Here is a 12,936-nt window from a genome sequence, read left to right on the forward strand (position 1 = left end):
GCTGACCTCAGAAACAGTGTTCGGCCGCCGGGAAGGAACCATCCTTCACCGCGGCGACATAGCCGGCCACCGCACCCTGGATGCTGTGCGCCTCGGCCATGAAGTTCTTCACGAAACGGGCCTTCTTGCCCGGGTACACGCCCAGCACATCGTAGATCACCAGCACCTGGCCGGACACGTCCGGGCCGGCGCCGATGCCGATGGTGGGCACGCCGATTTCCTGGCTGATGCGTGCGGCCAACGCTGCCGGCACGCATTCCATCAGCACCAGGCTGGCACCGGCTTCGGCCAGCGCGCGGGCATCGGCCTGCAGGCGCTCGGCATCGCTCTCGCTCTTGCCCTGCACCTTGTAGCCGCCAAAGGTATTCACGAACTGCGGGGTGAGGCCGATGTGAGCACACACCGGCACGCCGCGCTGCACCAGGAAACGCACGGTTTCCGCCATGAAGGCACCGCCTTCGATCTTCACCATGTGAGCGCCGGCCTGCATCAGGCGGGCGGCATTGGCAAAGCCCTGCGCCGGGCTTTCCTGGTAGCTGCCGAACGGCATGTCGGCCAGCACCATGGCGCGCTTGGCGCCGCGGGCCACACAGCGGGTGTGGTATTCCATTTCCGGCATGCTGACCGGCAGGGTGGAGTCCTCGCCCTGCATCACCATGCCCAGCGAATCGCCGATCAGCAGGATGTCCACGCCGGCATCATCCATCAGAGTAGAAAAACTGGCGTCGTAGCAGGTCAGCATGGCGATCTTCTGACCTTCCGCTGCCATGTGCTGCAGCGTGTTGACGGTGACTTTCATATTGTTGTGTGTCCTCGTTGCTTCCAGTGGCGAAACGCCGCTTGTGGCCGCGGTCGCGCACCGGGTTCAGAGCCCCTTGTTGAAGTAACTGCGCTGACCACGCATTTCCGTGATGCAGCGCAACAATAGCTCGAAATCTTCGTTGCCTTCAACCAGATCGAGGTTGTCGGTGTTCACGATCAGCAGCGGCGCCGCTTCGTAGTTGTGGAAGAAGGCGCTGTAGGCCTCGTGCATGCGCTGCACATAGCCTTCCGGCATCGGCGGCTGGTCGGTGGTGGCGGCGCGTGCGGCCAACCTGCCGGCCACGGTATCGGCCGAGGCCTGCAGGTAGATCACCAGATCCGGCACCGGATATTCCGGCAGGAAGCGCTGCACGATGCGGCGGTAGATGGCCAGCTCGTCGGCGTCCAGCGTCTTGCTGGCGAACAGCTCGTCCTTGTCGAACAGGAAGTCGGACACCAGCGGCGCAGCCAGCAAGTCGCCGTGCAGCATGTCGTGCGCGGCGTCGGCGCGCTGCATCAGGAAGGACAGCTGGGTAGCCAGCGCATGGTACGGCGGGTGGCGATAGAAGCGCGTCAGGAACGGGTTCTGCTCCGGTGCCTCGGCCAGCAGCCGTACCGACCAGTAATCCGCCAGCCGGCGGGCCAGTTGCGATTTACCGGCGCCGATCGGGCCTTCCACCACCACGTAGCGCAATTGCGTCATGCCTTGTTCTCCAGACTGTCAGCTCACGCCAGGCGGCTTACGCCGCCGGCGTCCAGGTTGGCCGCAAGCTCGGCCGCGGTACCAAGTTCGCCGATGCGCCATTCCGGCGCCATTTCTGCCAGCGGCAGCATCACGAAGGCGCGCTCGTGCATGCGCGGGTGCGGCAGGGTAAGAAATTCGTCGTGCTGGCTGACGCCTTCCACCAGCAGCAGGTCCAGGTCCAGCACGCGCGGTGCGTTGCGGAAGGTGCGTACGCGGCCGAAATCCTGCTCCAGCCGCAGCAGGGCAGCCAGCAGCTCGGCCGGCGCCAGCGCGCTTTCCACTTCGCACACCGCGTTGATGAAGTCCGGCTGGTCGGCATAGCCCACCGGCGCGGTGCGGTAGCAGGACGAACGGCGCGTGAGGCGCACGCCCGGCAGCGCGGCAATGGCCGCCAGCGCTGCCTCCACCTGGGCGACCGGGTCATCCAGATTGCTGCCCAGCGCGATCACCGCACGCTTCACGCCCCGTCACCTCCACCGGCACTGGCATTGCTGCGACGGCGGCGGCGGCGCTTCTTGCGCTGCGCATCGCCACCCTCGCCCTGCTCCTTGCCGGCGGCAGCCGCCTCGGCGATCAGCTCCTGGCGGGTGTTGTGGTCGGCGTCCTGGAACTCGGACCACCATTGCACCATGTCGTGCGGCACTTCGCCCACTTCGGCGCGCAGGCTGTAGAAATCGAAGGCCGCACGGAAGCGCGGCTGCTCCAGGAAGCGGAACGGGCGCGCGCCGCCGCGGCTTTCGAAGCGCGGCTGCAGCGACCAGATCTCGCGCATGGTGGCGGAGAAGCGGCGCGGAATGGCGAAATCGTTGTCCTGCAGCGATTCCACCTCGCTCATTGCCAGCATCAGTGCCGGCAGCGATTTGTCGCCCCGCTCGATATTGGCCTGCCAGCGGTTGTTCACCTGCGCCCACAGCATGGCGGCCAGCATGAAGCCCACCGATACCGGCTTGTCGGCGCGCACGCGCTCGTCGGTATTGGCCAGCGCCAGCTTGAGGAAGGCTTCGCCGCCCTGTTCGTCCAGCACCGCGTCCAGCAGCGGGAAAATACCGCGCGACAGGCCCTCGTCACGCAGCTTCTGCAGACAGGCGAAGGCCTGCCCGGAGTGCAGCAGCTTGAGCAGCTCGTCGAACAGCCGCGCCGGCGGCTCGTTCTTCAGCAGGCTGGCATGCGAGGCAATCGGCTTGCGGGTGTGTTCGTCGATCTCGAAACCCAGCTTGGCCGCCAGACGCACCGCGCGCAGCATGCGCACCGGGTCTTCCTGGTAGCGGCGTGCCGGCTGGCCGATCATCACCAGCTTCCTGGCGTGCAGATCCTTCACGCCGTGGTGGTAATCAATGATGGTTTCATCGGTGGGGTTGTAGAACAACGCGTTGACGGTGAAGTCGCGGCGCTGCGCATCCTCGGCCTGGCTGCCGTAGGTGTTGTCCGCCATGATGCGGCCGCTGTCGCTGGTCTTGCCGATATCGCCGCCGCGGAAGGTGGTCACTTCGATGGTTTCCGGCCCCATCATCACGTGCACGATGCGGAAGCGGCGGCCGATGATGCGCGAGCGGCGGAACAGGTGGTGCACCTCTTCCGGGGTGGCACTGGTGGCCACGTCGAAATCCTTGGGCGTGACGCCCAGCAGCAGGTCGCGCACCGCGCCGCCCACCACGTAGGCGGCGTGTCCGGATTCCTGCAGGCGCGATACCACGCGCAGCGCGGCATTGCTCAGGCCATCGCGGCGAACGCCGTGCTGCGCCAGCGACATCACGCGTGGTTTGGTTTTGTTGGCGGCACGATTGCCGGACAAGTCGAAGACGCGACTGAACAATTTGCGGATCATGGGAATGTTATCTGGAGGTGAGCTGTGCGGCGCATGCCGTCGTGGGCTTGAGCGCGGGATTATAGCCCGATACCGCCGGTAGGCTCCAGCGTCATCCCGACACAATGCTTGACAGTGCGGAGCGTCTGCTCTAACTTCTGGGCTTGCGCCGATTTTTGCTGCTTGCGGGGCGCCTGATAAATACCGGCTAAGAGCACATGCCTAACCCGCTGCTGCCCTTACTGGTCACAGCGGGTTTTTGCATTGCAGCCACCGGAAACGGGCAACGTGTTTTATGCGCCGAGTTAATCGACAACTTGCAGGGCGCCATCGAAATTCTGCTAAAGCGTCGCTCGGCGGTAACCGGGCGCGCACCACAGCTACGGAGACTGCCATGTACGACTGCCAGGAAGACCGCTACACCGATTTCGCCACCGCGCCGCAAACCACCACGCCGGCGCTGCGCGGCACCCTCACCGCCCGCGTGCTGGGCAGCAATGCCAAGCCGCGCCTCACCGAACTGGCCGCCTACGCCACCGAACGCAATCTCGACATCGCCCTGCAGCAGGGCACGCTGACCATAGACGACCTGACGCTGACCGAAGCGCTGAACATCAACGCCCGCTTCGGCAACGAACTGGTCATCAGCTGCCACCTGCGCTGCGACCCGCCGGCACACTTCGACTAGGCCTTGCCAAGGTTGGCCGCATCGCGCGGCCAGGCAAAGCGACAGCGCTGTACAGCCTGCGGCCAGCCCCGCTATGCCAGCGGCAAAGCACGCTTATAATGGTGCCCCTTTGCCCACTGGTACCCCGTCCATGCTGTTTGAACTGAACCGTAGCCCGTGGCAGCTGTTGCGCCGCGAAGCCCTGCTGCTGATCAAGCTGGCGCTGCCGATGATGGTGGCGCAGATCGCACAGGTGGCCACCGGCTTCGTCGATACGGTCATGGCCGGTCGCGTCAGCACCGACGACCTGGCTGCGGTGTCGCTGGGCGCCAGCGTGTTCATCACCACCTATGTCACGCTGATCGGCGTGGCGGCGGCGCTGAACCCCATCCTCGCGCAGCAGCACGGCCGCGGCGAAACCACCGCCCTGGGCGATACCGCGCGCCAGGGCCTGTGGTTCGGCCTGCTGCTGGGGATGTGCGGCGCCGGCCTGATGCTGGCGGTGCAGCCGCTGCTGCGGCTGTGGCTGGACCTGCCGCCGGTAGTGGTGGACAAGGCGATGCTGTTCATCGACGGTGCCGCCATGGGCATGCCGGCCGCCATCCTGCACCGCTCGCTGGCAGCGTTCGCCTCCAGCCTGGGCCACACCCGCCCGCTGATGGTGGTGAGCGTTACCGGCCTGCTGCTGAACATCCCGCTCAACTACGCGCTGATCCACGGCCTGTTCGGCCTGCCGGCGCTGGGCGGCGCTGGCTGCGGCTGGGCCACCGGCTGCGTGTTCATCTTCAATGCCACCGCGCTATACCTGTATATCAAGTTCCATCGCGTGTTCCAGCCCTATGGCCTGTGCCAGGGGCTGGTGGCGCCGCAGTGGCGGCGCTTCCCGGCCTTCCTCAAGCTGGGGCTGCCCATCGGGCTGTCCTTCTTCGTGGAGGTGAGCCTGTTTTCCTTCATCGCGCTGCTGGTCGCCAAGCTGGGCACCACCGTGGTGGCCACCCACCAGACGGTGATCAACTTCTCCAGCGTGATCTACATGATTCCGCAGAGCATAGGCACCGCCGCCACCATCCGCGTCGGCCAGAGCGTGGGCGCCGGCGACTACCACCGCGCCCGCACGGTATGCGGCGTCAGCCTGGCGCTGGGGCTGGCGATGGCATCGCTGACCATGCTGTGGGTGCTGCTGGATCGCCACGACATCATGCGTCTGTACAGCGCCGACCCGGCGGTGATTGCGCTGGGCGGCACGCTGATGCTGTTCGCCGCCTTCTACCAGCTGACCGATGCCATGCAGACCATCGCCTCCAGCGCGCTGCGCGGCTACAAGATCACCACCATCCCGATGGTGATCCACATCGTGTCATTCTGGGGCTTCGGCCTGCTGCTGGGCGCCTGGCTGGGCCTGGGCGCGCCGCGCATGGGCGTGCATGGCTTCTGGGCGGCGCTGGTGATCAGCCTGAGCACCGCCGGCGTGCTGCTGGTAAGCTATCTGGCGCGCGTCAGCCGGCAACGGCTGCATCGTCAAACCGCCTGAAAGAAAGCATGAACCCTGTAATGCATCACCACTACCCGCTGCGCGCGCTGAACACCTTCGGCATGAACGTGCATGCGGCCAACTTCTGCGTACTGGACGACCCGGCGCAACTGCCGGCCATTACCACCAGCGATGCCTACCGCCAGGGCCCGGTGCTGTGGCTGGGCGGCGGCAGCAACCTGCTGTTCACCCGCGACTACCCCGGCCTGGTCATCAAGGTCGCACTCAAGGGCATCCGCCTGCTGGCCGACGACGGCGACAGCGTGCTGGTGGAAGCCGCCGCCGGCGAAAACTGGCACGATTTCGTGCAATACACCCTGGCCCAGGGCTGGAGCGGGCTGGAAAACCTCAGCCTGATTCCCGGCACCGTCGGCGCCAGCCCGATCCAGAACATCGGCGCCTATGGTGTGGAAGTGAAGGATCAACTGCAGCAAGTGGTGTGCGCCGACCTGCGCCACGGCGGGCGCGAGCTGCTGCTGGACAATGCCGACTGCCGCTTTGCCTACCGCGACAGCATCTTCAAGCAGGAACTGGCCGGGCAGGTACTGGTAACGGCGGTACGCTTCCGCCTGCAACGCCGCTTCAACCCGCGCATCGGCTATGGCGACCTGCGCCAGCAACTGGCCGCCATGGGCGTGGATGGCACGCCCACCGCACAGCAGGTCAGCGCCGCGGTCATCGCCATCCGCCAGAGCAAGCTGCCGGACCCGGCGCAGCTCGGCAATGCCGGCAGCTTCTTCAAGAACCCGGTGCTGAGCCAGGCCGAGGCGGATGCGCTGCTGGCACGCTTCCCTACCCTGCCGCACTACCCGCAGCCCGATGGCAGCGTGAAACTGGCCGCCGGCTGGCTGATCGACCAGGCCGGGCTGAAAGGCTACCGCGACGGCGATGCCGGCGTGCATGAGCGCCAGGCGCTGGTACTGGTGAACCATGGCCAGGCCAGCGGCAGCCAGATGTGGGCGCTGGCGCAGAAGGTGCAGGGCAGCGTGCGCGAGCGCTATGGTGTGCTGCTGGAGCCGGAGCCGATCGTGCTCTGAGCCTGCCTCGCCCCAAACAAACATGCGGCCAACCCTGAGGGTTGGCCGCATGTTTTTAACCGCGCAATACAGCGACTCTTATAGTCGATGTGCCGCCAGCAGGAACGTATACACCACGCTGCCAAAGCCCACCGTCCACGCCAGCGAGCGCAGCGTTGCCTGGTCGGCAATGTACAGCACGCCATGCGCGATGCGCGCCAGCAGGAAAGTCAGCGCTGCCGCATCGATGCGCTCCGGCGGCACCTGCTGCAGGGTGGCAATGATCACCCCGGCGGCAAACGGCGTCAGCGCCTCCCAGGCATTCTGCTGCGCCCACTGCGCACGCTGGCGCCAGCCGGAGAGCTTCGCCAGGTAAGCGCGCGGCGCATGGTTGTCGAAAGTGCCACCAGACTTGGCCACCATAGCCCATACCAGCGGCAGCACTGCCGCAATCAGCACCACCCAGAACGCAAAATGCATAGTGTCTCTCCTTGGTTTTGACGCTATCAGTCGTTCAGATAGCGTGCATCATCGAATGTTGCCACCCAGTGCGGGCGGTAGACCACCAGAATGGCCAGCACCAGGCCACTGGTGAAAGCCTCCGACCAGGCCAGCAGAAAATAATACGGCAGCGCGTTTTCCAGCAGCTGCTCCAGCGGATAGGCGCCGGCCAGCAGCAGTGCCGTCAGCCCGCAGGCCGCGGCCAGCAGCAGGCTGGCCGCCCCGGTCAGGAAGGCATTCACGAACACGTACACGAATACGTTGGCCGCAAAGCGGCGCTGGGCAAGGCGCAACATCAGCGTAGTCAGCGCCACCGCCGGCAGCAAACTCAAGACGAAGTTGAGCCCCAGCGCCAGCCATTCCAACTGCCCGCCCAGTGCCAGCCCGGCCAACACCACCGCCAGCGCCAACAAGGCCAGCGCCGGCCCCATCAGTAGCGTGAACACCGTACCACCCAGCAGGTGGAAGCTCAGCCCCGGCTGCAAGCCGGCGCGGCCCAGCCAGAAGCCCGCCAGGACTACGCAGGCGCCCAACCAGGCATTGACGGCGCGGCTGTCCAGCGTGCGCCAGCTCACCCGGCTGGCGGCGAACAGCAGCAGCAGCGCGCCCAGCGCATTGCCGGCCCACAGCGCCCACGCCGGAAACTGACTGGCCACAAAATTCATGGTTCCCCTTTGCATTGCATGCGGCAATTTTTTGCCACCCGGCATGATAGCAGCGCCGCATCGGCACGACAGGGGCGGCACGGCGGCAATCGCGGTAAAATGCAGCCAAACCAGTTCAGGATATCGATAATGCCAACCCTTCCCGCCTTCCACCACATCACCCGCCTGGTCAGCGACGCACTGGCCGAAGACATCGGCCAGCAGGACTGGACCGCGCTGCTGATCGCCGCCGACAGCCCGGGCAACGCCCGCGTGATCGCCCGCGAAGATGCGGTGATCTGCGGCATCGCCTGGTTCGACGAAACCTTCCGCCAGGTGGATGCGCGCAGCCAGGTGCGCTGGCAGGTGGCCGAAGGCGACAAGGTGGCCGCCGGCCAGTGCCTGTGCGAGATCAGCGGCCCGGCACGCGCGCTGCTTACCGCCGAGCGCACCGCGCTGAACATGCTGCAGACGCTGTCGGCGGTAGCCACGGAAACCCGCCGCTACGTGGACGCCATCGCCGGCAACCGTGCCCGCATCCTCGACACCCGCAAGACCCTGCCCTGCATGCGCCTGGCGCAGAAATACGCGGTGACCGTGGGCGGCGGCATGAACCAGCGCATCGGCCTGTACGACGGTGTGCTGATCAAGGAAAACCACATCATGGCCGCCGGCAGCATCACCGCCGCCCTGGCCAATGCCCGCGCGCTGGTGCCGGCCGGTGTGAGCATCCAGGTGGAAGTGGAAAACCTGGCCGAGCTGCAGGAGGCGCTGGCAGCCGGCTGCACGCTGATTCTGCTGGACAATATGTCGCTGGACGATATGCGCGAAGCGGTACGCCTGTCCGCCGGCCGCGCCGAGCTGGAAGCCTCCGGCGGCGTGGAGCTGGCCAGCGTGCGCGCCATCGCCGAAACCGGCGTGGATCGCATCTCCATCGGCAAGCTCACCAAGGACGTGCGCGCGGTGGACCTGTCGATGCGCTTTGCCAGCTAAGCACCAGGAACGAAGCTCCTGGCCCTGAACGCAAAAAGCCGGTGCATCTGCCCCGGCTTTTTGCTTGTATCCGTTCGCTCAGGAGTTGGCCGCATGATGCCGCGCCAGTCGCCGCAGCATCGCTGCGGTAGCGCCCCAGATGAAGTAGTCGCCATAGCGCAGCGCATAGAAGTGGCCGGCCACACCGTCGCGCACATAAGGGTGGCGCTCGTAGGCACTTTCATCCAGCGCCAGCGCCAGCGGCAGCGAGAACACCTCGGCCACCTCCTGTGGCGACGGCTGCGGCAGGAACGAGCCTTGCAGCAGTGCCAGCACCGGCGTGATGCGGTAGCCGGTTACCGTATCGTAATCCGGCAGCTCGGCCACCACGCGCACCAGTGCCGGCGGCAACCCCACCTCCTCTTCCGCCTCGCGCAGCGCCGCTACGCGGGCGCTGGCATCCTCGGGCTCGATACGGCCGCCGGGAAAGCTGATCTGCCCGGCGTGGCTGCGCAGATGCGGCGTGCGGCGGGTGAGCAGGATGCGCCACTCGCCGTCCTGCCAGTGCACGGCCACCAGCACCGCCGCCGCCTTGGCCGGCGGCAAACGCAGGCCCAGGCCGTCCTCGTCGCCAACCTGCAAGCCGGCAAAGCCGGCCAGCCAGCTTGCCATCGCGTCCATCTCCTGCCACATCATGCGCATCAACCCTTTCTGCGCCCGGCGATCTTGGGCAGCGCCAGTTCGCTCCAGTGCGCCAGCAGGCGCAGCGCCACGCCGCCGGCAAATACCAGCTGTACGGCAACCAGGTGATCCCAGCCCAGCTCCGACAGGCCGTACAGCACCGCGGCCGCCAAGATGGACACCGTGCCGTAGAAGTCCTTGTGCAGGATGAAGGGCACATCGTTCACCATCATGTCGCGCACGATGCCGCCGCCCACCGCGGTAACAAAACCCAGCAGGATCACGCCAAAGGCGTTGAGGTGGTATTCCACCCCCAGCTTGGCGCCGGCCAGACTGAACGCCACCAGGCCGATGGAGTCGGCAATGATGAACAGCCGGGTCAGCACTTCATTTTCGCGCTTGTGCAGGCGCGCGGCCAGCGCGAACAGCATGCTCAGCGCGATGATCACCAGGTTGGTATTGTTCAGGAACACCTGCGGCATGCGGCCAACCAGCATGTCGCGGATGATGCCGCCGCCGATGGCGGTAAGCAGCGTGACAATGACGATGCCCAGCAGGTCGAGATGCTTGCGCACCCCCAGCAGGTAACCGGAAATGGCGAATGCCACGGTGCCGATGGCGGCATAGCCGTCGAAATCCAGCAGGAAACGCCAGACGGGATCCATATTTCTCCTCGCAAAAAAACAAACGCCAGACCCGCAGGCCTGGCGTATGGCACGACAACCATCGAATCCTAGCGGCGCATCGAATCGAAGAACGCCAGGTTGGACTTGGTTGCCCGCAGCTTGTCGAGCATGAACTCCATCGCTTCCAGGTCATCCATCGGGTACAGCAGCTTGCGCAGCACCCAGATGCGCTGCAGCTGTTCCTGCGGAATCAGCAGCTCTTCGCGGCGGGTGCCGGAGCGGTTGATGTTGATGGCCGGGAAAATCCGCTTTTCCGCCATGCGACGGTCAAGGTGGATTTCCATGTTGCCGGTACCCTTGAATTCTTCGTAGATCACGTCATCCATGCGCGAGCCGGTATCTACCAGTGCGGTGGCGATGATGGTGAGCGAGCCGCCTTCCTCGATATTACGGGCGGCACCGAAGAAGCGCTTCGGGCGCTGCAGCGCGTTGGCGTCCACACCACCGGTCAGCACCTTGCCGGAAGCCGGAATCACGGTGTTGTAGGCGCGCGCCAGACGGGTTATGGAATCCAGCAGGATCACCACGTCCTTCTTGTGCTCCACCAGGCGCTTGGCCTTCTCGATCACCATTTCGGCAACCTGCACGTGGCGGGTGGCCGGTTCGTCGAAGGTGGAGGACACCACTTCGCCCTTCACCGAACGCTGCATCTCGGTCACTTCTTCCGGGCGTTCGTCGATCAGCAGCACGATCATCTCCACTTCCGGATGATTGCTGGTGATGGCGTGAGCGATGTGCTTGAGCATCACGGTCTTGCCGGACTTCGGCGGTGCCACCAGCAGGCCGCGCTGGCCCTTGCCGATCGGCGAGATCAGGTCGATCAGGCGGCTGGTGATGTTTTCCTCGCCGCGGATGTCGCGCTCCAGGTTCAGGCGCTCGGTCGGGAACAGCGGGGTAAGGTTCTCGAACAGGATCTTGTTCTTGGCCTGCTCCGGCGGGCCGCCGTTCACCTTGTCCACCTTCACCAGCGCGAAGTAGCGTTCGCCTTCCTTCGGGGTGCGGATCTCGCCCTCGATGGTATCGCCGGTGTGCAGGTTGAAGCGGCGGATCTGCGACGGGCTGACATAGATGTCATCCGGGCCGGCCAGGTAGGAGGAATCCGGGCTGCGCAGGAAACCGAAGCCGTCCGGCAGCACTTCCAGCGTACCTTCGCCAAAGATGCTTTCGCCTTTTTTGGCCTGGTTTTTCAAAAGGGCAAAGAGCAAATCCTGCTTGCGCAGGCGGCTGGCACCGTCGATTTCATTGGCAATGGCCATTTCGACGAGTTCGCTCACATGCGTACGCTTGAGATCAGTGAGGTGCATAGTGTGTGCTGTCGGACGTTAATGTCACAAGGGCGGCGCGGGCGCCGGTTCGGGAAAGACGTGAAGGGGACAGATATGAATCGAGCGGCGCAAGTGCCGCTCGTAAGGACTATCCGGAAGATAGTGGATGAGTCGCCGGCTTGTCAATGCCGGATGACAAACGGCCCGCCGATAAAGGGCGGGCCGCTGGGTTCAAGCCATTGGAATGGCTTACAGCTGGGCGTTCAGAAACTCGATCAGCTGGGTCTTGGACAGTGCGCCCACCTTGGTGGCGGCCACTTCGCCGTTCTTGAACAGCATCAGGGTGGGGATGCCGCGGATGCCGAACTTCGGCGGGGTGGCTTCGTTCTGGTCGATGTTCAGCTTGGCGATGGTCAGGCGGCCCTGGTATTCCTTGGCCACGTCGTCCAGGATCGGCGCGATCATCTTGCACGGGCCGCACCATTCCGCCCAGTAATCCACCAGTACCGGGCCTTGGGCTTTCAGAACTTCCTGCTCAAAAGAATCATCGGTTACATGCAGAATCAGCTCGCTGCTCATGGGGTAGTCCTCTCGATGGATTTTGTTGATGTGGGATGGGTCGATGTTAGCAACAGGGCACGGCAGCGGCAACCCTGATTCCCGCGCGCCTATTGCCGGCAACATAGAGAAACGAGACTGTCTGACAATTGCTGGTTATAATGCCGCGCTAAATCGGTTGAAGAGGATTCAATATGGGTTTCCTGCAAGGCAAGAAGATTCTGATCACCGGGATGATCTCCAATCGTTCCATTGCCTACGGCATCGCACAGGCCTGTCACCGCGAAGGCGCCGAACTGGCCTTCACCTACGTGGTGGACAAGCTGGAAGAGCGCGTGCGCGAAATGGCCGCCGACTTCGGCAGCAGCCTGGTATACCGCTGCGACGTGCAGAACGACGACGAAATCAACCAGCTGTTCGTCGACCTGGGCAAGACCTGGGACGGGCTGGATGGCCTGGTGCACGCCATTGCCTTCGCCCCGCGCGAATCGCTGGAAGGCGACTTCCTGGACGCCCTGTCCCGCGAAGCATTCCAGACCGCGCATGACGTGTCTGCCTACAGCTTCCCGGCACTGGCCAAGGCCGCGCGCCCGATGATGCAGGGCCGCAATGCCGCACTGCTGACCCTGTCCTACCTGGGTGCGGTACGTGCCATCCCGAACTACAACGTGATGGGTCTGGCCAAGGCCAGCCTGGAAGCCTCGGTACGCTTCATGGCTGCCAGCCTGGGCAAGGACGGCATCCGTGTGAACGGCATTTCCGCCGGCCCGATCAAGACCCTGGCCGCCGCCGGCATCTCCGGCTTCGGCAAGCTGCTGAGCATGGCTGCCAACCAGTCCTGTCTGCGCCGCAACGTGACCACCGAGGAAGTGGGCAACTCCGCCGCCTTCCTGCTGTCGGACCTGGCTTCCGGCATTACCGGTGAGATCACCTACGTTGACGCCGGCTTCAGCATCAACTCGCTGAACGTACCGGACGCATAAGAAGCCCGTGCCGCCCGCAAGGGCGCGCCCAGGCAAAAGCCCGGGGCGGGGTAATGAAGCATGCCAACAGGCAACTGTTTCA

Annotated in this window: 15 protein-coding genes; 5 read left to right on the forward strand and 10 right to left on the reverse strand. The window is 64.8% G+C overall.

What is annotated here, in order from left to right; all coding sequences use genetic code 11:
- Positions 1 to 7: 7 nt before the first annotated feature.
- The 4 genes from panB to pcnB form a co-directional block, all read right to left on the reverse strand.
- A complete protein-coding gene (gene panB / locus PSELUDRAFT_RS18700; RefSeq protein ID WP_088968255.1) occupies positions 8 to 799 on the reverse strand; it encodes a 3-methyl-2-oxobutanoate hydroxymethyltransferase in 792 nt (263 codons plus the stop codon).
- Between the two features lie 66 nt (positions 800 to 865).
- Entirely contained in the window at positions 866 to 1,504 is a 639-nt protein-coding gene (locus tag PSELUDRAFT_RS18705; RefSeq protein WP_088968256.1) for a deoxynucleoside kinase, read from the reverse strand.
- 23 nt (positions 1,505 to 1,527) lie between these two features.
- Positions 1,528 to 2,007 (reverse strand): 2-amino-4-hydroxy-6-hydroxymethyldihydropteridine diphosphokinase, encoded by a 480-nt coding sequence (gene folK, locus PSELUDRAFT_RS18710; protein WP_088968257.1) that lies wholly within the window; start codon positions 2,005 to 2,007, stop codon positions 1,528 to 1,530.
- A complete protein-coding gene (gene pcnB / locus PSELUDRAFT_RS18715) occupies positions 2,004 to 3,371 on the reverse strand; it encodes a polynucleotide adenylyltransferase PcnB (protein WP_088968258.1) in 1,368 nt (455 codons plus the stop codon). Before pcnB ends, folK begins: the two co-directional genes overlap by 4 nt.
- Positions 3,372 to 3,744: 373 nt before the next feature.
- Between pcnB and PSELUDRAFT_RS18720 the strand changes: the two genes are divergently transcribed.
- The 3 genes from PSELUDRAFT_RS18720 to murB all read left to right on the forward strand — a co-directional run bounded on the left by PSELUDRAFT_RS18720 (position 3,745) and on the right by murB (position 6,585).
- Positions 3,745 to 4,038 (forward strand): hypothetical protein, encoded by a 294-nt coding sequence (locus tag PSELUDRAFT_RS18720; protein WP_088968259.1) that lies wholly within the window; start codon positions 3,745 to 3,747, stop codon positions 4,036 to 4,038.
- 130 nt (positions 4,039 to 4,168) lie between these two features.
- Positions 4,169 to 5,548: an MATE family efflux transporter gene (locus PSELUDRAFT_RS18725; RefSeq protein ID WP_088968260.1), complete on the forward strand. Its 1,380-nt coding sequence runs from the start codon at positions 4,169 to 4,171 to the stop codon at positions 5,546 to 5,548.
- A gap of 8 nt (positions 5,549 to 5,556) precedes the next feature.
- Positions 5,557 to 6,585, forward strand: coding sequence for a UDP-N-acetylmuramate dehydrogenase (gene murB / locus PSELUDRAFT_RS18730; RefSeq protein WP_088968261.1), 1,029 nt, complete (start codon positions 5,557 to 5,559; stop codon positions 6,583 to 6,585).
- 78 nt (positions 6,586 to 6,663) lie between these two features.
- Here murB and PSELUDRAFT_RS18735 read toward each other — a convergent pair whose 3' ends face one another.
- Positions 6,664 to 7,044, reverse strand: coding sequence for an MAPEG family protein (locus PSELUDRAFT_RS18735; RefSeq protein ID WP_088968262.1), 381 nt, complete (start codon positions 7,042 to 7,044; stop codon positions 6,664 to 6,666).
- Between the two features lie 26 nt (positions 7,045 to 7,070).
- On the reverse strand, positions 7,071 to 7,730 hold the full coding sequence (locus PSELUDRAFT_RS18740) for an energy-coupling factor ABC transporter permease (protein ID WP_088968263.1): 660 nt from the start codon (positions 7,728 to 7,730) through the stop codon (positions 7,071 to 7,073).
- 129 nt (positions 7,731 to 7,859) lie between these two features.
- Here PSELUDRAFT_RS18740 and nadC point away from each other — a divergent pair, with 129 nt between their 5' ends.
- Positions 7,860 to 8,702 carry a carboxylating nicotinate-nucleotide diphosphorylase gene (gene nadC, locus PSELUDRAFT_RS18745; protein WP_088968264.1) on the forward strand — a complete coding sequence of 281 codons (843 nt, stop codon included), beginning with the start codon at positions 7,860 to 7,862 and terminating at the stop codon, positions 8,700 to 8,702.
- A gap of 78 nt (positions 8,703 to 8,780) precedes the next feature.
- On the opposite strand, the gene PSELUDRAFT_RS18750 is transcribed toward nadC, so the two are convergent.
- From PSELUDRAFT_RS18750 to trxA, 4 genes are all read right to left on the reverse strand, one after another.
- Complete coding sequence (locus PSELUDRAFT_RS18750) at positions 8,781 to 9,353, reverse strand: CoA pyrophosphatase (protein ID WP_231895265.1); 573 nt, start codon at positions 9,351 to 9,353, stop codon at positions 8,781 to 8,783.
- 29 nt (positions 9,354 to 9,382) lie between these two features.
- Positions 9,383 to 10,027 (reverse strand): trimeric intracellular cation channel family protein, encoded by a 645-nt coding sequence (locus PSELUDRAFT_RS18755; protein ID WP_088968265.1) that lies wholly within the window; start codon positions 10,025 to 10,027, stop codon positions 9,383 to 9,385.
- A 68-nt stretch (positions 10,028 to 10,095) separates the two neighbouring features.
- Positions 10,096 to 11,352: a transcription termination factor Rho gene (gene rho, locus PSELUDRAFT_RS18760; protein ID WP_088968266.1), complete on the reverse strand. Its 1,257-nt coding sequence runs from the start codon at positions 11,350 to 11,352 to the stop codon at positions 10,096 to 10,098.
- Positions 11,353 to 11,562: 210 nt separating this feature from the next.
- A complete protein-coding gene (gene trxA, locus PSELUDRAFT_RS18765) occupies positions 11,563 to 11,892 on the reverse strand; it encodes a thioredoxin TrxA (RefSeq protein ID WP_088968267.1) in 330 nt (109 codons plus the stop codon).
- A 173-nt stretch (positions 11,893 to 12,065) separates the two neighbouring features.
- On the opposite strand from trxA, the gene fabI reads away from it, so the two are divergent.
- Complete coding sequence (gene fabI, locus PSELUDRAFT_RS18770) at positions 12,066 to 12,854, forward strand: enoyl-ACP reductase FabI (RefSeq protein ID WP_088968268.1); 789 nt, start codon at positions 12,066 to 12,068, stop codon at positions 12,852 to 12,854.
- The last annotated feature ends 82 nt before the right edge of the window (positions 12,855 to 12,936 follow it).

The sequence above is a fragment of the Vogesella sp. LIG4 genome, assembly GCF_900090205.1.
Classification (GTDB): Bacteria; Pseudomonadota; Gammaproteobacteria; order Burkholderiales; family Chromobacteriaceae; genus Vogesella.

What these genes read in the sequence shown, in the direction of transcription:
- fabI (WP_088968268.1), top strand. Translation starts at nt 12,066, where the DNA reads ATGGGTTTCCTGCAAGGCAAGAAGATTCTGATCACCGGGATGATCTCC.
- rho (WP_088968266.1), bottom strand. Translation starts at nt 11,352, where the DNA reads ATGCACCTCACTGATCTCAAGCGTACGCATGTGAGCGAACTCGTCGAA.
- nadC (WP_088968264.1), top strand. Translation starts at nt 7,860, where the DNA reads ATGCCAACCCTTCCCGCCTTCCACCACATCACCCGCCTGGTCAGCGAC.
- murB (WP_088968261.1), top strand. Translation starts at nt 5,557, where the DNA reads ATGAACCCTGTAATGCATCACCACTACCCGCTGCGCGCGCTGAACACC.
- PSELUDRAFT_RS18750 (WP_231895265.1), bottom strand. Translation starts at nt 9,353, where the DNA reads ATGGCAAGCTGGCTGGCCGGCTTTGCCGGCTTGCAGGTTGGCGACGAG.
- PSELUDRAFT_RS18755 (WP_088968265.1), bottom strand. Translation starts at nt 10,027, where the DNA reads ATGGATCCCGTCTGGCGTTTCCTGCTGGATTTCGACGGCTATGCCGCC.
- PSELUDRAFT_RS18725 (WP_088968260.1), top strand. Translation starts at nt 4,169, where the DNA reads ATGCTGTTTGAACTGAACCGTAGCCCGTGGCAGCTGTTGCGCCGCGAA.
- PSELUDRAFT_RS18740 (WP_088968263.1), bottom strand. Translation starts at nt 7,730, where the DNA reads ATGAATTTTGTGGCCAGTCAGTTTCCGGCGTGGGCGCTGTGGGCCGGC.
- trxA (WP_088968267.1), bottom strand. Translation starts at nt 11,892, where the DNA reads ATGAGCAGCGAGCTGATTCTGCATGTAACCGATGATTCTTTTGAGCAG.
- PSELUDRAFT_RS18735 (WP_088968262.1), bottom strand. Translation starts at nt 7,044, where the DNA reads ATGCATTTTGCGTTCTGGGTGGTGCTGATTGCGGCAGTGCTGCCGCTG.
- panB (WP_088968255.1), bottom strand. Translation starts at nt 799, where the DNA reads ATGAAAGTCACCGTCAACACGCTGCAGCACATGGCAGCGGAAGGTCAG.
- PSELUDRAFT_RS18705 (WP_088968256.1), bottom strand. Translation starts at nt 1,504, where the DNA reads ATGACGCAATTGCGCTACGTGGTGGTGGAAGGCCCGATCGGCGCCGGT.
- pcnB (WP_088968258.1), bottom strand. Translation starts at nt 3,371, where the DNA reads ATGATCCGCAAATTGTTCAGTCGCGTCTTCGACTTGTCCGGCAATCGT.
- PSELUDRAFT_RS18720 (WP_088968259.1), top strand. Translation starts at nt 3,745, where the DNA reads ATGTACGACTGCCAGGAAGACCGCTACACCGATTTCGCCACCGCGCCG.